21 protein-coding genes are annotated in these 17,171 nt (G+C 68.2%); 17 read left to right on the top strand and 4 right to left on the bottom strand.

Translation table 11 applies throughout. The annotated features are described in order from the left end of the window. Positions 1 to 8: 8 nt before the first annotated feature. The 11 genes from AVW09_RS03295 to AVW09_RS03345 all read left to right on the top strand — a co-directional run bounded on the left by AVW09_RS03295 (position 9) and on the right by AVW09_RS03345 (position 9,976). Positions 9 to 1,319 (top strand): ABC transporter substrate-binding protein, encoded by a 1,311-nt coding sequence (locus AVW09_RS03295; RefSeq protein WP_063256655.1) that lies wholly within the window; start codon positions 9 to 11, stop codon positions 1,317 to 1,319. A gap of 21 nt (positions 1,320 to 1,340) precedes the next feature. Then, complete coding sequence (locus tag AVW09_RS03300; RefSeq protein ID WP_063256656.1) at positions 1,341 to 2,306, top strand: carbohydrate ABC transporter permease; 966 nt, start codon at positions 1,341 to 1,343, stop codon at positions 2,304 to 2,306. Continuing rightward, complete coding sequence (locus AVW09_RS03305) at positions 2,303 to 3,220, top strand: carbohydrate ABC transporter permease (RefSeq protein ID WP_082822795.1); 918 nt, start codon at positions 2,303 to 2,305, stop codon at positions 3,218 to 3,220. The genes AVW09_RS03300 and AVW09_RS03305 overlap by 4 nt, the downstream gene beginning before the upstream one ends. Before the next feature lie 40 nt (positions 3,221 to 3,260). Beyond that, positions 3,261 to 3,512, top strand: a complete 252-nt coding sequence (gene tatA, locus AVW09_RS03310; protein WP_063256657.1) for a Sec-independent protein translocase subunit TatA — start codon at positions 3,261 to 3,263, stop codon at positions 3,510 to 3,512. Positions 3,513 to 3,559: 47 nt separating this feature from the next. Continuing rightward, positions 3,560 to 4,321 carry a twin-arginine translocase subunit TatC gene (gene tatC, locus AVW09_RS03315; protein ID WP_063256740.1) on the top strand — a complete coding sequence of 254 codons (762 nt, stop codon included), beginning with the start codon at positions 3,560 to 3,562 and terminating at the stop codon, positions 4,319 to 4,321. Further along, positions 4,321 to 4,734, top strand: a complete 414-nt coding sequence (locus AVW09_RS03320; protein ID WP_197462548.1) for a hypothetical protein — start codon at positions 4,321 to 4,323, stop codon at positions 4,732 to 4,734. Before tatC ends, AVW09_RS03320 begins: the two co-directional genes overlap by 1 nt. Positions 4,735 to 4,852: 118 nt before the next feature. Beyond that, entirely contained in the window at positions 4,853 to 5,977 is a 1,125-nt protein-coding gene (locus tag AVW09_RS03325; protein WP_063256659.1) for a Gfo/Idh/MocA family protein, read from the top strand. 18 nt (positions 5,978 to 5,995) lie between these two features. Continuing rightward, positions 5,996 to 7,246, top strand: coding sequence for a glycoside hydrolase family 1 protein (locus AVW09_RS03330; RefSeq protein WP_063256660.1), 1,251 nt, complete (start codon positions 5,996 to 5,998; stop codon positions 7,244 to 7,246). Positions 7,247 to 7,399: 153 nt separating this feature from the next. Further along, a complete protein-coding gene (locus AVW09_RS03335) occupies positions 7,400 to 8,182 on the top strand; it encodes a COG4705 family protein (protein WP_063256661.1) in 783 nt (260 codons plus the stop codon). Positions 8,183 to 8,291: 109 nt separating this feature from the next. Continuing rightward, positions 8,292 to 8,966, top strand: a complete 675-nt coding sequence (locus AVW09_RS03340) for a response regulator transcription factor (protein ID WP_063256662.1) — start codon at positions 8,292 to 8,294, stop codon at positions 8,964 to 8,966. Then, a complete protein-coding gene (locus AVW09_RS03345) occupies positions 8,963 to 9,976 on the top strand; it encodes a sensor histidine kinase (RefSeq protein ID WP_063256663.1) in 1,014 nt (337 codons plus the stop codon). The genes AVW09_RS03340 and AVW09_RS03345 overlap by 4 nt, the downstream gene beginning before the upstream one ends. A 63-nt stretch (positions 9,977 to 10,039) precedes the next feature. Here AVW09_RS03345 and AVW09_RS03350 read toward each other — a convergent pair whose 3' ends face one another. From AVW09_RS03350 to AVW09_RS03360, 3 genes are all read right to left on the bottom strand, one after another. Continuing rightward, positions 10,040 to 10,228 (bottom strand): hypothetical protein, encoded by a 189-nt coding sequence (locus AVW09_RS03350; protein WP_063256664.1) that lies wholly within the window; start codon positions 10,226 to 10,228, stop codon positions 10,040 to 10,042. Positions 10,229 to 10,360: 132 nt separating this feature from the next. Next, a complete protein-coding gene (locus tag AVW09_RS03355; protein ID WP_063256665.1) occupies positions 10,361 to 10,651 on the bottom strand; it encodes a hypothetical protein in 291 nt (96 codons plus the stop codon). An 81-nt stretch (positions 10,652 to 10,732) separates the two neighbouring features. Further along, positions 10,733 to 11,575 (bottom strand): NAD-dependent epimerase/dehydratase family protein, encoded by an 843-nt coding sequence (locus AVW09_RS03360; RefSeq protein ID WP_063256666.1) that lies wholly within the window; start codon positions 11,573 to 11,575, stop codon positions 10,733 to 10,735. Positions 11,576 to 11,802: 227 nt separating this feature from the next. Here AVW09_RS03360 and AVW09_RS03365 point away from each other — a divergent pair, with 227 nt between their 5' ends. From AVW09_RS03365 to AVW09_RS03390, 6 genes are all read left to right on the top strand, one after another. Beyond that, a complete protein-coding gene (locus tag AVW09_RS03365; protein WP_063256667.1) occupies positions 11,803 to 12,345 on the top strand; it encodes an RNA polymerase sigma factor in 543 nt (180 codons plus the stop codon). A 4-nt stretch (positions 12,346 to 12,349) separates the two neighbouring features. After that, entirely contained in the window at positions 12,350 to 12,928 is a 579-nt protein-coding gene (locus AVW09_RS03370; protein ID WP_063256668.1) for a hypothetical protein, read from the top strand. Continuing rightward, positions 12,928 to 13,245 carry a hypothetical protein gene (locus AVW09_RS03375; protein ID WP_063256669.1) on the top strand — a complete coding sequence of 106 codons (318 nt, stop codon included), beginning with the start codon at positions 12,928 to 12,930 and terminating at the stop codon, positions 13,243 to 13,245. The genes AVW09_RS03370 and AVW09_RS03375 overlap by 1 nt, the downstream gene beginning before the upstream one ends. 71 nt (positions 13,246 to 13,316) lie before the next feature. Next, on the top strand, positions 13,317 to 14,165 hold the full coding sequence (locus AVW09_RS03380) for an SDR family oxidoreductase (RefSeq protein ID WP_063256670.1): 849 nt from the start codon (positions 13,317 to 13,319) through the stop codon (positions 14,163 to 14,165). A 61-nt stretch (positions 14,166 to 14,226) separates the two neighbouring features. Beyond that, positions 14,227 to 15,315 (top strand): pyridoxal-phosphate dependent enzyme, encoded by a 1,089-nt coding sequence (locus tag AVW09_RS03385; protein WP_231901758.1) that lies wholly within the window; start codon positions 14,227 to 14,229, stop codon positions 15,313 to 15,315. Further along, the gene (locus tag AVW09_RS03390; protein ID WP_063256671.1) at positions 15,312 to 16,472 is read left to right on the top strand and encodes a cystathionine gamma-synthase; all 1,161 of its coding nucleotides are present in this window, start codon (positions 15,312 to 15,314) and stop codon (positions 16,470 to 16,472) included. The genes AVW09_RS03385 and AVW09_RS03390 overlap by 4 nt, the downstream gene beginning before the upstream one ends. A 56-nt stretch (positions 16,473 to 16,528) precedes the next feature. Here the strand turns inward: AVW09_RS03390 and AVW09_RS03395 are convergent, their stop codons facing one another. Then, on the bottom strand, positions 16,529 to 17,164 hold the full coding sequence (locus tag AVW09_RS03395; protein WP_063256672.1) for an NADPH-dependent F420 reductase: 636 nt from the start codon (positions 17,162 to 17,164) through the stop codon (positions 16,529 to 16,531). Positions 17,165 to 17,171: the final 7 nt, after the last annotated feature.

Raw genomic sequence — 17,171 nt, forward strand, 5'->3', positions numbered from 1 at the left:
GTCCAAAGATGAACACCTCCACTTCCGCAACGCTCACACGGCGCGGTTTCCTCGGCCTCGCCGGGGTCGCCGCGGCTGTCCCGATTCTCGCCGCGTGTGCTCCGGGCGCAGCGGGCGGCGGCGGTGCCGCCGGGGGAGCACTGAAGTTCTGGGACATGCAATGGGGACCCGCGGCCTACGGTGACGCAGCGAAGAAGCTGACCGAGTCGTACGCCGCCAAGAACGGGCTGCCCGCCGCAACCTACCAGTCGCTCCCGTGGAACAACTTCTACCAGACCTTCTCTTCCGCGATCGCATCCAAGACGGGCCCCGCCGTCAGCAGCGGATCCGGCTTCCAGGCGTTCCAGTTCGCCGACCAGGGCGCGATCGCCTATGCGGACAATCTCATCGACAAGCTCCGCAGCAGTGGGAAGCTCGATGACTTCCTTCCCGGGACGGTCGAGTCCATGAAGACCGCGAAGGGATACGCAGCCGTGCCGTGGCAGTCCGACATCCGGGTGCTCTGGTACCGCAAGTCGCTGCTCGATCAGGCGGGCGTGGACGTTCCTACCGACTGGAAGTCCTACCTGGAGGCGGCCAAGGCCCTGGCCAAGATCGGCGTGGTGGGCCTCGGTACCGGCGCCGGTGCGGGGAACAACCTCGGCAACCACCTGATGGCCTCGCTCATGATCAACAACGGCGGCGGCATCTTCAACGCCGAGGGGAAGCCCGATCTCGTCACCGATGCGAACATCGAGGCGATGGAGTTCGTGCTCGAGCTGTCCGCGGCGGGGGCCATCGACCCGGCTGCGCTCACCTACACCTCGGACAACCTGCAGTCGCAGTGGGCCGACAAGCGCATCGGTCTGGGATGGAACTCCGCGGGACTGCAGAACACCCTCAACGGTGATGAGGATCTCTTCGTCGCCTCGCCGGTCAGCTCGTACTCCGGCAACAAGGGCACGCTCGCGTTCGTCAACAACCTCATGATGTACACGAACACCCCGAGCCAGGAGGGCTCCGAGGCGTTCCTCGAGGCCTATCTCGACGGCATCCACGTGTTCTGGGATCAGGGCCTGATCAACGCCCTGCCGGTCCTGAAGTCCATCGTCGCCAGTGAGGCGTTCCAGGCGAACACCCAGTGGGTGAAGATCATCGACGAGTGGCAGCCCGTGAGCAAGCCCTACGCCACGCTCTCCGACACGCTCTTCGCGGGTCTCGCCGTCGTCGACGGCGGCCAATCGATCACGCAGTTCACGCAGACGATGCTCGCAGGCAAGACCGACGCCAAGAGCGCCCTGCAGACGTTCCAGTCCGCGCTGGAAAAGGAACTCGCTTAACCACATCGGGGAGCAACAGCGATGGAGACCATACAGAAGCGCCCGACACCGGTGCAGCGCGCGCGAGAAGGCGTCGCATCTTCCGGAAGCGGGGCCGGCCGACGGCGGCGCAAGAGCACGATCGAGGCGCAGACGCGACGCACCTACGCGGGGCTCATCCTGCCGTCGGTGCTGCTCCTCGTGCTCATCAACGCCTATCCGTTGGTGATCGGCGCACAGCAATCCGTCAACGACGGCTCACTGATTGCGTCCGGAAACTTCGTGGGTTTCCAGAACTACACGGACGCGCTCACCTCGCCCGCCTTCTGGAAAGCGACAGGGTTCACCCTGGTGTTCACGATCGCGGGGGTGTTCGGTTCGTGGGCCGTCGGGCTCGGGCTGGCGCTCTTGTTGCGCACGCGCATTCCGGCGCGGGGAACCTTCAAGGTCCTGCTGTTGCTCCCCTGGGTGGTGCCCGTCGTCGTGTCGGCGACATCGTGGAACTGGCTCGTGGCGACGCCCCAGAGCCCGCTGCCGACCCTGGCGCGCGCGATCGGGTTCGGTGACGTGTACTTCCTGGCCGATCCCGTCCTCGCTCAGGTGACCGTCTGCCTCTTCAAGATCTGGGTGAGCTTCCCGTTCATGATGATGATGAGCAGCGCAGCGCTGGCGGCCGTCGACACGACCGTGTACGAGGCGTCCGGGATGGATGGCGCCAACAAGTGGCAGCAATTCACGCAGATCACGCTGCCCCTGATCGCCAGGTCCACCTACATCAGCTGGATCCTCATGACCATCTTCTGCGTCAATGACTTCCCCACCATCTATCTCTTGACGGCGGGTGGTCCCGTGGACGCGACCACCACGTTGACGGTGCTGGCCTACCGCACCGTCTTCCAGAACTTCGACACCGGATCCGGTGTGGCCATCTCGTTCATGATGACGTTCGTCCTGGTGGTCGTCTCCGTGCTCCTGTACCGCCAGATCAGAAAGTCGAGCGTCGAATGAGCAATCTTGCGCAGGTTCCGCTGTCGTCTCCGCCCACGTCCGACGCAGCGACCACACGGACGATCCTGCTGCGACGTCGAGCCGCGTCCATCCCGCCCCAGGAGGCGGAGCTGCGGGGCCAATGGTGGCGCTTCGCCGCGGTCCTCGTCGTCACCGCCGTCGTTCTCGTCCCCATCCTCGTCGTGATCGGCCTCTCCCTGACCCCGGGCGGTGCCGTGACGGGTCAGAGCGGCTTCACTCTCGACAATTTCGCTCGCATCCTCTCCACATCGCTGACCCCGACGTGGCTGATGAACAGCTTGTTGGTCTCTCTGGGAACCGTCGTCGTCGCGGTCGCCGTGGCCGCACCGGCCGGTTACGTCCTCTCCCGGGGACGCGGCAGGCTCGTGTCGGGGTACTCCCTGCTGCTGTTCGTGATCCAGTCGCTTCCGGTCATCACGGCCGTGATCCCCCTGTTCGTGCTCTTCGCCAACCTTGGACTGGCGGACAGCTTGCTCGGCGTGATGATCATCTTCGTCGGCATGAGCATGTCCGTCGCCACCTGGATGATGGCGTCGTACTTCGACTCGATCCCGATCAGCCTCGAGGAGGCCGCGTGGATCGATGGCGCCTCCGTCTTCGGCAGCTTTGCTCGGATCGTTCTTCGGAACAGCCTGCCCGGCATCCTGTCCACGGCGATCTTCACGTTCCTGCTCTCGTGGAACGACTACCTCGTCGCGGTGGTGTTCCTCCGATCCGAGGGCAACTTCACCCTCCCCATCGGCATCCAGACGTTCTTTCAACAGAACGCGACCGACTGGGGATCGGTGATGGCCATCGCGGTCGTCATGATGCTTCCACCCGTCGTCGTCTTCGCCGCGCTGAACCGGTTCTTCAGTGTCGGAGGAATCGGCGGTTCGCTCGCCGGGCGATGACCTCGCACCGCCCACACATCTCGTACAAAGGAGTCGAATCATGTTCGCGAATATGTCCGGTTGGCACCTGCTGATCATCTTGGCCGTCATCCTGCTGCTCTTCGGAGCGACCCGACTGCCCGCGCTGTCCCGCAGCCTCGGCCAATCCGTCCGGATCTTCAAGTCGGAGACGAAGGACCTTCGCTCCGGTGGTCCGGATGCCGACGAGGCACCGGCGACCCTCGCGGAGGCGCCTTCGTCTCCCGCTCCCGAATCCCGCGCGACGTCGCGTCCGGGCAGCGCCGAGGTCTGAGGGCGGTGTTCGGGACGACGCGCAACCGCGCGGAGGCGGACGGGCGGATGAGTCTGGGCGCCCACCTCGCCGAGCTCCGCAAGCGGCTGACCATCGCGGCGTTAGCGCTCATCGCCGGCATGGTCGCCGGCTTCGTCCTCTCGGACACCATTCTCGCGTCGGTCCAGGCCCTTCTCGCGGCGACGGACCAGCGGAGGCTCGCCACACTGAACTTCGGCGAGATCACCTCCGCGTTCGACCTCCGTCTCCAGATCGCCTTCACCGTCGGAGTGATCCTCTCCTCTCCGGTCTGGCTCTATCAGCTGTGGGCTTTCATCGTCCCCGCGTTGAATCGTCGCGAGAAGATGTACGCCCTCGGCTTCGTCGGAGCGGCGGTGCCGTTGTTCCTGGCGGGGTGCGTGGCGGGGTGGCTCGTCCTGCCCCACATGATCGCCTTGCTGATCGGATTCGCGCCGGCCGATTCCAGCTCCATCCTCAATGCGCGCAGCTACGTCGACTTCATCCTCAGATTGACGCTGATCGTCGGGGTCGCCTTCGTTCTCCCTCTCCTGCTCGTGCTGCTGAACATGGTGGGAGTGATGAGCGCCGGCGCGATCATCCGCTCGTGGCGCTACGTCATCCTGGCGATCACGTGCTTCACGGCGCTTGCCACGCCGGCCGCCGACGTTCTGTCGATGCTGTTGCTGGCCGCCCCGATGGTGCTGTTGTATCTCGTTGCCGCGGGCGTGGCGGGACTCAACGACAAGCGGCGCGCTCGGGTTCTCTCGCCAACGGTCATGCTGCCTGAGCTGATCCAGGGGGGTGCGTGATGTTCGGTGTCGACGGCACCAAGCTCTTCGTCTTGCTGATCCTCGCGGCATTTCTCCTCGGCCCCACGCGGCTGACGGCAGCCTCGGCGTGGTTGGGACGGACCGTGCGGCAGCTGCGGGACTTCACGGATCGAGCGAAAGACCGAGCGCGGGGTGAACTCGGCACGGACTTCGACGACTGGAAGTCCCTGGACCCCCGACAGTACGACCCGCGACGGATCATCGCTGAAGCGCTTCTCGCTCCGCCCGAGATCGTGTCCACACCGCGGACTCGATTGGAGGCGGAGCACCCGTCCGTGACGGACTCCCCGCCAGAGAAGGACGAGCGGTCCGTCTCCGCCCCGAGCGCGCCTCCGGTCGCCGGCGCCGCCCGCGTCGCGGACCCCGGCCACCACGAACAAAGGACGTCATGACACCTCCACTCTCCTTCTTCCCCGAAGCGATGCGGTCCGCTCACGGGCAACGGCAGGGCGGGGATTCGGCCGGCATGCCGATACCGCACGATCGGACCGACCGGCCTGGAGTCGGCGAATGAGCGCCGTCGGCGTCGGGGTCATCGGATGCGGTGTGATCAGCGACACCTACCTGAGCAATCTCGCCTCCTACCCGGACATCGACGTGGTGATCGTCGGTGACCGAACCGTCGAACGAGCGCAGGTCAAGGCGGAGGCCCACGGAATCTCGCAGTGGGGCAACCCAGAAGATGTCCTTGCTCACCCCGATGTCGCGATCGTAGTGAACCTCACGGTGCCCGCCGCACACATCGAGATCTCATCCCGAGCGATCGCCGCGGGAAAACACGTCTGGAGTGAAAAACCCATCGGACTCAACAGGCGGAGCGTCGACGAACTGCTCCACGCAGCCGATGACGCGGGCGTGCGGGTGGGCTGCGCCCCCGACACCGTGCTCGGCCCCGGGTTCCGGGCAGCTCGACGCGCCATCGACCAGGGCGTGATCGGAACTCCTCTCTTCGCCGGTGCGACCTTTCAGACGCAAGGCCCGGACGTCTGGCATCCCAGCCCGGAGTTCTTGTTCGCCCGGGGCGGTGGCCCGTTGCTGGATATGGGGCCCTACTACTTCAGCGCCCTCGTCGGGATCCTCGGGCCGGTGGATCGGGTCGCGGCCGCGGGGATGATCGCGCGAGAGGAGAGAGTCGTCCGCAGTGGATCGCGCGCCGGGGCCACCTTCGCCGTGGAGGTACCGACGACGTTCCACGTGTTGAGCGTCTTCGAGTCGGGCGCGCACGGCCAAAGCCTGTTCAGCTTCGACTCCGCACTCGAGAGGCGCGGCGTCGTCGAGATCCACGGAACCGACGGCTCGATCCGGTTACCCGACCCGAACACGTTCGACGGGTCGTCGGCGTACCTGAAGCCGTTGAAGAGCTTTCGCGACGGCGACACCTTCGACCAGCACTGGATGGAGATCCCCGCGATCGGTACGCCCGCCGGACGCGGAGTAGGTCTTGTCGACATGGCGCGGGCGATCGTCGAGGGTCGGCCCCATATCGCGTCCGGTGAGGTCGCCCGGCACGTCCTCGACATCCTGCTCAGCGCCGAAGAATCTGCGCGAACCGGTGCTTTCGTGAGCCTCGAGAGCCGGATGCCACGGGTACCCACCGTCTCTCTTGATTTCGATCCCTTCGCCCGCACGATCTGACTCTCGAGGCACACACGCATGACCGACCAGCAGCTCTTTCCGTCTTCCTTCCTGTGGGGTGTGTCGACCTCCGGGCATCAGACGGAGGGGGACAACGTCGACAGCGACGTCTGGTTCCTCGAGAATCTCGTTCCCACCGTGTTCGCAGAGCGCTCCGGCAAGGCCACCAACGCGTGGGAGCTCTGGGAGACCGACCTCGATCTGGTCGCGGGGATGAACCTGAACGCGTATCGATTCTCGGTCGAGTGGGCGAGGGTCGAGCCCCGCGAGGGAATCTTCCGAGATCGGGTTCTCGACCATTACGAGGCGATCATCGACGGATGCGTCGCTCGCGGACTGACTCCCATCGTGACGTTCAATCACTTCACTCTGCCGCACTGGTTTGCCGCGAAAGGCGGGTGGTGCTCACCGGATGCCGCCCGTTCCTTCGCTCGGTACTGCGCCGCTCTGATGGAGCGCTTCGGCGACCGCATCGGGTACGCCGTGACGTTCAACGAGCCGAATCTCGGAGAGATGCTGGAGTGGGCGGAACTGCCTCCCCAGTGGGAGGAAGCCAAGCAGGCGACGCTCGCTGCGGCGGCCGCTCTCGCCGGGGTGCCCGCCTACAGGGCAGGCAACGTCGTCCTCCGGGAGGATTTCTCGGATGTGCGCGCAGGAATCACCCACGCACACGAAGCGGCCGTCGCGGCGATCAAGGCCCGGCGCCCCGATCTGCCGGTGGGGCTCTCGCTTGCGATGTGCGATGACGTTGCCGAAGCGGGGGGCGAGGCGCTCCGCGATCGCAAGCGGGCCGAGGTGTACGACTATTGGCTCCGCCTCGCGCGGTCGGATGATTTCGTCGGCGTGCAGAACTATGAGCGTCTCGTCTACGGACCGAACGGTCTCGTCCCGCCGCTGCCGGGTGCGGTGCGAAACGGCGGCGGGACTGCGGTCGAGCCGGACTCGCTCCGCGAGGCAGTCGCGTGGGCCCACGAGGTCAGTGGCGTTCCCGTACTCGTGACGGAACACGGGATCAGCACACCGGACGACCGTATTCGTGTCGGCTTCCTCCGATCATCCCTCGAGTCGTTGGCGACGTCCGTGGCCGGCGGCCTGCCCGTCCTCGGCTACTGTCACTGGACGCTGTTGGATGGGTACGAGTGGATCTTCGGGTACGAGCCGAAGCTGGGGCTCTACTCCGTGGATCGCGAAACCTTCACGCGAACACCCAAAGCGAGTGCTTGGGTCTATCGCGAACTCGTGCACAGATTTCGGGCGGCATCGGAGTAGCTGCGCGCAGGGCACTTCTGCTTCGTGGGCGAAGTGGGGCGCGGTGGATGCCTCCTACGCGCGTCGACGCTACGGGCTCGCATCGACGAACGGCAGCGCTGACGCGGCGACCGTCTTAGAGCCGTCTGAGAACCACTCCGCGATCATCCCGACATGACCTCGAGCACCCGACCCTCCCGCGTCCCGGACCCCACGCCGCTGTTCTGGATCGCCAAGGCCGCCTCCACCGCGCTGGGCGAGGCGGTGTCTGACTTCTCGATCCGGGCGCTCGATCCGGTCGTGGCCGTGCTGCTCGGGTTCGTACTGTTCGTCGTCGCACTGGCGTGGCAGCTGACACGCCGCCGCTACGTCCCGGTCGCCTACTGGCTGGCGGTCGCGGCGGTCGGCGTCTTCGGGACGATGGCGGCCGACGTCGCGCACGTCGTGATCGGCCTGCCGTACCTCGCGTCGGCGGCGCTGTACGCGGTCGTCCTCGCGGCGGTCTTCGTGTTCTGGCGGCGAAGCGAGGGCACGCTGTCCATGCACGACGTCACCACGACCCGACGCGAGCTCTACTACTGGGCGGCCGTGGTGGCGACGTTCGCCCTCGGAACGGCCGTGGGGGACCTGACGGCCGTGACGTTCGACCTCGGGTACTTCCCCTCGATCATCGTGTTCGCGGTGCTCATCGTTATCCCGGTGATCGGATGGCGGATGGCCTGGTGGACCGGCGTGTTCGGGTTCTGGTTCGCCTACGTGCTCACACGACCGCTGGGCGCGTCGGTGGCGGACTGGCTCGGCAAGCCCGCCACCGAGGGCGGTGTCGGGGTCGGAACCGGGTGGGTGTCGCTCGCCCTGACGGCGGTGATGATCGTGCTCGTCGCGATCATGCAGGCGGCTCCGCGTGCGGCGCGCCGCACGGATCACGCGGACGGGATGCCGTTGCCCCTGGCCTGAGGCGCAGATCAGTGCTTTCTTAGAGCCGCGGGCGCATGCTCGTGGCATCCGGATCGACTCCGGGTGACGCGAGCCGTCGTCGCCCGTCCGACCGGGGAGAGCAGAGGACATGAGCACACCCGCCGCCGGCCGCCCCCGGCTGCTGCTGATCGAGGACGATGAGCAGCTCGGACCCGTGATGGCGACGGTCCTCGACGAGGTGTACGACGTGACTCTCGTCGCGGACGGCGGCGAGGCGCTCGATCTCGCCGATTCCCGGACGTTCGACGTGGTGGTCGTGGACCGCCGTCTGCCCACCGTCGACGGGCTCACGATCGTGGAGACCCTGCGCCGGGCCGGATCCCGCGTCCCGATGCTGATCCTCACGGCGCTCGGCACCGTGCAGGACAAGGTGCGGGGATTGGATACCGGGGCGAACGACTACCTCGTCAAACCGTTCGAGTTCGACGAACTCTTCGCGCGGCTGCGGGCGATCCGCCGGGTCAGCAACGGCGAGGGGCCGTTCGTGCGCGTGGGGGAGTGGGAGTTCTACCCCGAGTCTCGCGCGGTGTACTCGCCGTACGACGGCCGCATCATCCTCACGGAGCGCGAGAACGCTCTGCTGCGGCTCCTGGCCGTCCACCTCGAGCGGACCTTCTCGCGCGAGGACATCCTGCGCGAGGTCTTCTCGCCCGACGACACCCCCGGCGCGGTCGACACGTACGTCCACTACCTGCGCAAGAAGACCGACCCCGCGATCGTGCAGACGGTCCGCGGACGCGGCTACCGGTTGGGGCTGCTGTGATCCGTACCGCCGACGCCGATGCACGTCTCGTCCGCACGGCCGCCCGGCGCGTGGCGCTCACGATCACGGTGGCCGTCTCGGTGCTGGTGCTGGCGGTGATCGTGGCGGCGTTCTCCGTGGTGTTGACCCAGGTTCGCCTGACGGATCTGCTGCACCCGGGTCGGCACACCACCCTCGTCGATGTCGACGGCATCGACATCCTGCTCGGCGCCGTCGCAATCGGCGCGTGTGCGATCGCGTCCGCGGGGATCCTCGGGTGGCTCGTCACCCGCAGGGCCGTGCGACCGCTCGTCGACGCCCTCCGGCGCCAGCGAGAGTTCGTCGCGGATGCCTCCCACGAGCTGCGGACCCCTCTCGCGATCCTGGATGCCAGACTCCAACTGCTCGAGCGCTCCCTCGGCCCCGCGGACCCCAACGCGGAGGTGGTCGGCCGGCTCCGCGCGGATTCCCGCACGCTGATCGGTGTCGTGGGGGATCTCCTGGAATCGGTCGAGATCCCCACCGGCACGGCGTTCGAACCCGCGGCGGTCGTCGAGGTCGTCGAATCCGCGGTGTCGACCATGGTCATCCTGGCGCGTCATCGCGGGGTGGATCTGGTCAGCGGACCCCACGATCACGACCTCTTCGCGGCCATGCCCGCGGCGAGTCTGCAGCGCGCGGTGATCGCTCTGATCGACAACGCGGTGAAGCATTCACCCCCGGGCGGGATGGTGCTCGTGGCCGTTCGGCGGGAGGGCCGTGACGTGCGCATCGACGTCGCCGACGAGGGTCCCGGCATTCAGGGAATCGCCCCGGATCGGGTGTTCGAGCGCTTCGCGCGTTCGGCGAACGTGGTCGACGGCGGAGGGTCCTCCCGCAGCGGCTTCGGCATCGGGTTGTCTCTCGTGCAGGATGCGGTGGCGCGGTACGGCGGCTCCGCCCGCGTCGCCACGACGTCCGACAGGGGAACGACGATGACGCTGCGCCTTCCCACTGCGGGTTTCCGTGGAGTATTCGCACGGCGCCGGTAAAGCAATTTCCTTCGCGAGATTAACTTCTTGGCCGAGATTCTTTTTGGGGCAGAATAATTTGTTTCAGTACGGCGGAAGCGGCTGGTAGAGCGAGAACTCTCGGGAGTTCAAAAGACCCCGCTTGGCCATCACCATCGTGTATCCGTGGGATCGCAGCTCTGCGGCGGCCTCGGGCGTCAGGGGACGCCGGTCGATCTTTTCCCACCCGGTTGCGAGACGGTATCCGTGCGTGATGGTTCGTGCGCGTGCCATTCATTTCCTCCTTCGCCCATCGTGGCATCAATGGGAGTCCGGCGCGAAATGAACGGTGGCGGAAACATGAACAAATGTACTGAATGAACTATCAATCGGCCGGAAACGAAATTTTCCGATTCTTTGCGCAGTTCATTCCAGCGCTCGACGGCCATTCCCGGTGAGTTCTCCCCAGTCCGCTGCGGGTCCGCCGCCGGGACGCAGCGACGACAGGAACGCCATGTGCACCTTGAAGCACGCGAGTCGCAACGTCGTCGCCCACCCGATGACCTCGTCGCCGTGCACGGCCTTGTACACGACCCGGTCGCCGGGCGGGACGCGCCGGATCTCGACGCGTCCGTACTCGTGCCCGTGCGGGTCGACCATGCGCCACGTACCGGTGGGGCCCTCGACGGCGGCGAGGATCGGATGCCACTGCGTCACGGTGTGCCGGAACCTTCCTCCGGCCGAGTGGGATCACCGTACGCTCAGCCCCCGACATCGCGCCAGGGGTGCGGTACCGCGTCAGCGGTGGTCGCGCCAGGAGTGCTGCGGCTCGTACCCGAGCAGGCGCCGCGCCTTCTCGATCGAGAGCAGGGTCTCGGTGCCGCTCAGGTCGCCTCGCGTCTCGACGTCGGGGAAGACCTCGGCGACCAACTCTGCGTCAGGCCGCGTCATCACGGTGTCGGCGGCGGCGATGATGAAGCGGTCGAAGCCGGCCGGGGCGTTCTCGAGCGCCCGCTGCACCGCCTGCGCGCCGTCGCGTGCGTCGATGTACCCCCACAGGTTCCACTTGCGGGTCCGGGCGTCGGCGTCGAAGGGGAACTCGGCGTAGTCCTCGGGGACCATCACGTTCGAGAATCGCAGCGCGGTGATCGACAGCTCGGGATGCCAGCGCACGAGCTCGGTGGCGAGGTGCTCCTCGAGCACCTTCACCAGCGAGTACACCGACTCGGGGCGGGGCGCGTACTCCTCGTCCACGGGGATGTACGGCGGGTCGATGTCGAACGGCAGGCCCAGCACCGTCTCGCTGGAGGCGTAGACGATGCGGTGGATGCCGAGCCGGACGGCGGCCCAGAACACGTTGAACGTGCTGACCATGTTGTTGTGGAAGGTCGCGACATCGGAGCGGAGGCCCGGTGCCGGGATCGCGCCGAGGTGCACGAGCGCGTCGACGCCGTCGTGCTGGTCGTTGACGCCCGCGAGCGCGTCGATGACCTGTCCGTAGTCGGTGAGTTCGACCTGCACGAACCCCGGGCCGCGCTCGCCGCGGACGTCGAGGCCGATGACCTCGTGTCCGGCCGCGCGCAGTTCGCGCGCCACGACGGTGCCGAGTTTGCCGGATGATCCGGTGAGGGCGATGCGCATGGGCGTCCTTCGGTCGGGGGTGTGCGCTCGACGTTACCGGCGCTCGGTAGCGGCGGGGCGGTTCGGGGGTGAAAGTCTGCCGGCTCGCGTCGGTCGGGGATCTAGCCGTGAGAAGGTCATTCCGTCAAGCGCCGGTTCGCGCACGAGTCGGGGTGCTTCGCTTTGGGGACGAGCCGGGTTCGTGAACCGTCACGATCTCGCCCCGGCTGATGCTGACAGGAACTGGCATGACCTCTTTGTCCTCCGCGACCGACGCGTTCCTCGCGTCGCGCGCGGCTGACGGTGATCAGATCGCCTTCGGCATCCTCGTCCGGCGGCACGCCCCGTTCCTGGTCGCGTTCGCCACGAAGTTGACCGGTTCGCGCGCGGATGCCGACGACTGCGTGCAGGAGGCCCTGATCACGGCGTGGCGGCGGCTTCCGGACCTCGCCGATCCCGAGAAGGTCCGCAGCTGGCTCACCACGATCGTGTCCCGCAAGGTGACCGATCGGATGCGGTCGCGCAAGATCTCGGAGCAGATCGACGAGGAGATGGTCTCGGTCGGGGATGACCCCGAGCGCTCGGTTGTGGCATCGTCGCAGATGGACGCGTTGAAGAAGGTCTTGGCCGATCTCCCCGAAGAACTGCGCGTCGTGTGGGTGCTCCGCGAGGTCGGCGGCCACAGCTACGACGAGATCGCGACCGAGGTCGGCGAGACCGCGGCCACGGTCCGCGGCCGCCTCGCCCGGGCGCGCAAGACCGTGTTGGAACGTATGCAGGAGTGGAGGTGATCGCATGAGTGAGGACGTCGACCAGACCGACGACGTGGGCGGTTCGGGATACTCGCTCGAGGATCTCTCCGCCTATCTCCATCGAGGGCGCACCCCCCGGATCCCCGCGATCGAGCGCAATGCCGAGTGCCAGGCCCTGATGGCATCCATGGAGCGAATGGGACGACTGTCCCGCGAGATCGTCGACGCGCAGGCCGCGGAACCGCTCGCGGAGTCCTGGTACGACGAGATCATGCGCGAGGTGATGCGCGAGTTCCGCGCCGGCCGCGACATTCCGCTCGCCCGGACCGAGGACGGAACGCAGCTGGTCGTGACGGAGGGCGCGCTCTACGAGCTCATCCGCACCGTCGGTGACGAGGTCGAGGGGGTCCTCGTCGGGCGCGTGCGCATCGACCAGCCCGAGCCCACGGCCCCGCTCGACGTGCGGGTGACCGTGAGCGTGCTGTTCGGCTACCCGATGCAGGACGCCGTGGACCGCATGCGGGACGGCATCCGCGCCGCGGTCGAACGGCATGGAGACCTGAGGGTCGGCCGCGTAGACGTCACCGTGGGCGACGTGCACATCGATCGGGAGGACGAGTGATGACCGAGACCGCTGCCGAACTGGCCCCGCGCATCGATCTGGCCGTGACGGCGGTCGCCGGTGTCCGCGAGTCGTACTCCGCGCGCCCGGTCGTGGCGCGCGCCTACGAGCGCATGGCGGAGGTCGAGGGATCGCTCGCGGCTGTCGACGAGAAGGCGGGGGCGCGCGACGTCACCGTCTGCATCGGCGTCTCGAGCGACGACGACAGTGCCGCCGTGGCATCCGCCGTCGCCGAGGCGGTGCGTCAGGCGGGAGCGGGCGCCCCGACGGACACCGTGCGGGTCCGGGTCGCCCGGCTGGTCGCTCCGCGATCCTGAGCGTTCTCGCGGCCGCCCCGGGCCGGGGCGCAATACGCTGAGAGGACCGACTCTCGCCCCTCGGAGGATGCATGACCGCGCAGCCCGTGATCGCCGTGACCGGTTCCACCGGTGCCGTGGGAGGGCGTGTGGCGCGTGACCTCGCCGCGCGCGGCATTCCGCAGCGCCTCCTCGTGCGGGACGCGTCTCGCGCCCCCGAGCTCGAGGGGGCCGAGGTCCACGTCGCCGGGTATTCGGACGCGGATGCCGCGGTCGCCGCGCTCACGGGGGTCGAGACGCTCTTCATGGTCTCGGCGTCCGAGTCCGCCGATCGAGTGGACCACCATCGGACGTTCGTGGATGCCGCCGCGCGCGCGGGCGTGCGCTCGATCGTCTACACGTCGTTCTTCGGTGCTGCGCCCGACGCGGTGTTCACGCTCGGTCGCGACCACGCCGTGACCGAGGAGGTCATCCGCGCCTCGGGGATGTCGTGGACGTTCCTGCGCGACAACTTCTACATGGACATGATGGAGCTCTTCGCCGGCGACGACGGCGTCATCCGCGGCCCCGCGGGCGACGGACGCTGCTCGCTGGTGTCGCGGTCCGACGTGGCGGCCACCGCGGTCGCGGTGCTCCTCGACCCCGCCGCCCACGCCGACCGGACGTACGACCTCACCGGACCCGAGGCCCTGTCGATGGAGGAGGTGGCGCAGAAGATCTCGGCGGTGCGCGGGCACCCGGTCCGCTACGTCGACGAGACGCTCGACGACGCCTACGCCTCGCGTGCGGTCTACGGCGCCCCGCCCTGGCAGGTGGAGGCGTGGGTGACCACGTACACCGCGATCGCGAGCGGCGCCATGGCCGTCGTCTCGGGCGACGTCGAGGCCGTCACCGGGCGTCCGGCGCAGAGCTTCGACGAGTTCCTCGGCGCCGTCGCGTGACCCCCGGGTCCGCGGGCGTTCGGATCGTCGGGTATGCTGACCGCGTGCTGACCTGTCGCTGTTGTCGCTGAACGCCCCCGCGTTCTTCTTCGACGACCCCGTCAGCCGCGCCCTCGGGCGCATCGACCCCCAGGACTCCAACGTGCGTTACGCCCAGAGCGTCGCCGACCTCGTCGGCAACACCCCCCTCGTCCGTCTGAACCGCGTGACCGACGGCATCGCCGCCACGGTCCTCGCGAAGATCGAGTACTTCAACCCCGGCGGCTCCGCCAAGGACCGCATCGCGGCCAACATCATCGACGCCGCCGAGCGCGACGGCTCGCTCCGCCCGGGCGGCACGATCGTCGAGCCGACCAGCGGCAACACCGGCGTCGGCCTCGCGCTCGTCGCGCAGCAGCGCGGGTACCGCTGCGTCTTCGTCGTGCCCGACAAGGTCGCGGAGGACAAGCGCGCGGTTCTCCGCGCCTACGGCGCCGAGGTCGTCGTCACCCCGACGAACGTCGAGCCCGACGATCCGAACTCGTACTACAGCGTCTCCGATCGTCTCGTGCGGGAGATCCCGGGCGCGTTCAAGCCCAACCAGTACGCCAATCCCAACGGTCCGCGCAGCCACTACGAGACCACGGGTCCCGAAATCTGGCGCGACACCGAGGGCGCCCTCACGCACTTCGTCACCGGCGTCGGCACGGGCGGCACGATCAGCGGCACCGGACGCTACCTGCGCGAGGTCGCCGGCACGTCGGTGCGCATCGTCGGCGTCGACCCGGTGGGCTCCATCTACTCGGGCGACGACATCCACGGCTACGACGTCGAGGGCGTCGGCGAGGACTTCTGGCCGCCGGCCTTCGACCCCACCGTGGTCGACGCGTACGAGCGCGTGTCGGATGCCGAGTCCTTCGCGATGACGCGCCGTCTCGCCCGCGAGGAGGGGCTGCTCGTCGGCGGCTCGAGCGGCATGGCCGTCGTCGGGGCGCTGCGCGTCGCGCGTGACCTCCCCGCCGACGCCGTCGTCGTCGTCCTGCTCCCCGACCACGGCCGCGGCTACCTCAGCAAGATCTTCGACGACCAGTGGATGACGGCGCGCGGCTACGCCGTCGAGCCGGTGGCATCCGTTCTTCCCGTTTCGAACCCCCAGGAGCACTCCGCATGAGCACCCACGACGCCGCCCGCGGCTTCGACAGCCTCGCCGTTCACGCCGGGCAGGCCTTCGACCCGACGACCGGCGCGGTGATTCCGCCCGTGCACCTCTCCACGACCTACGCGCAGGACGGCATCGGCGGCCTCCGCGGCGGGTACGAGTACGGCCGCAGCGGCAACCCCACGCGTACGGCGCTCGAGACGCAGATCGCCGCGCTCGAGGGCGGCGCCCGCGCGCTCTCGTTCGCGTCCGGCCTCGCCGCGGAGGACGCGCTGCTGCGCGCGGCGCTCGTGCCCGGCGACGAGGTGCTGCTCGGCAACGACGTGTACGGCGGCACCTACCGCCTGCTCGCGCGGGTCCTCGGGCCGTGGGGCGTGAAGCTCCGCGTGGTCGACATGAGCGACCTGGATGCCGTGGCATCCGCGATCCAGGACCGCGCGCCGCGCATGGTCTGGGTCGAGACGCCCAGCAACCCGATGCTGCGGATCACCGACATCGCGGGTCTCGCGCGCCTCGGCCACGCGGCCGGCGCGATCGTCGTCGTGGACAACACGTTCGCCTCCCCGGCGCTGCAGCGCCCGATCTCCCTCGGTGCCGACGTCGTCGTGCACTCGGCCACGAAGTACCTCGGCGGTCACTCCGACGTCGTCGGCGGGGCGCTCGCATTCGCCGACGCCGACCTCGCGGAGAAGACGCAGTTCCTGCAGTTCGCGGCCGGCGCCGTCTCGGGGCCGTTCGACGCGTACCTCACCACCCGCGGCATCAAGACGCTCGGCATCCGCATGCAGCGCCACAGCTTCAACGCGCAGGCCGTCGCCGAGCACCTGCTCACCCACGACCGCGTCGCGAAGGTGTACTACCCGGGACTCCCGTCCCACCCGGGCCACGCGCTCGCGGCAGCCCAGATGAGCGCGTTCGGCGGCATCGTGTCGCTCGAGCTCGCCGACGGCGCCGCCGCGCGCCGCTTCGCGGAATCGACGCGGCTGTTCACGCTCGCCGAGTCGCTCGGCGGCGTCGAGTCCCTCGTCAACTACCCGGATGCCATGACCCACGCGTCCGTCCGCGGCACCGAGCTCGCGGTTCCCGACACGATCGTGCGCCTGTCGGTGGGCATCGAGTCGGCCGACGACCTCGTGGCCGACGTCGACCAGGCGCTCGCCGCCCTCTGACGCGGAACGACAAGAGCCCGACCCCGTCGTCACGGGGCCGGGCTCTTCTGCGCGGGTCAGCGCTGGGCGGCGGCGAGGTTCTGCTCGAGCTCCTCGCGGTTCTGGCGGATGCCGTATCCGGGGGTGTCGCGCTCGATGCGCCAGCTGTCGGCCAGCGGTCCGATGGTGACGGTGTCGAAGCCGAACGCGTCGTAGATGCCGGTGATGAGCGCGATGCCTTCGTCGGAGTCGCTCGCCGTCGCGAGGGCGCGACGGTTCGGCGTGCCGGCCGGGGACCCCGTCGTGAGGATCTCGGCCGCACCGATGTGGTTGAACGCCTTCACGACGGTGCTCTCCGGCAGGTGCTCCTGCAGCATCTGCGCGGTGGTCGTGCGCTTCTCGTCGAGTTCGGCGATGTGCCCGTCGCGCTCCCAGTAGTAGTTGTTGGTGTCCAGGACGGTCTTGCCGCGGAGCGCGTCGACCGGGACGTCGCGGTACGCCTTGAGCGGCACGGTGACGACCGCGATGTCGCCGGCCTCGGCCGCCTCCTGCGCGGTCGCCGCACGGGCATGGTCGCCGAGCTCCGCGACGAAGTCCGCGAGCGTCTCGGGACCTCGGGAATTCGCGATCACGACGTCGTATCCGTGCTTCACGAAGCCCCGCGCGAGCGCCTGGCCGATGTTTCCTGCTCCGATGATTCCCACAGTGGTCATGCTGGAT

Source organism: Microbacterium sp. T32 (genome assembly GCF_001619615.1).
GTDB lineage: Bacteria > Actinomycetota > Actinomycetes > Actinomycetales > Microbacteriaceae > Microbacterium.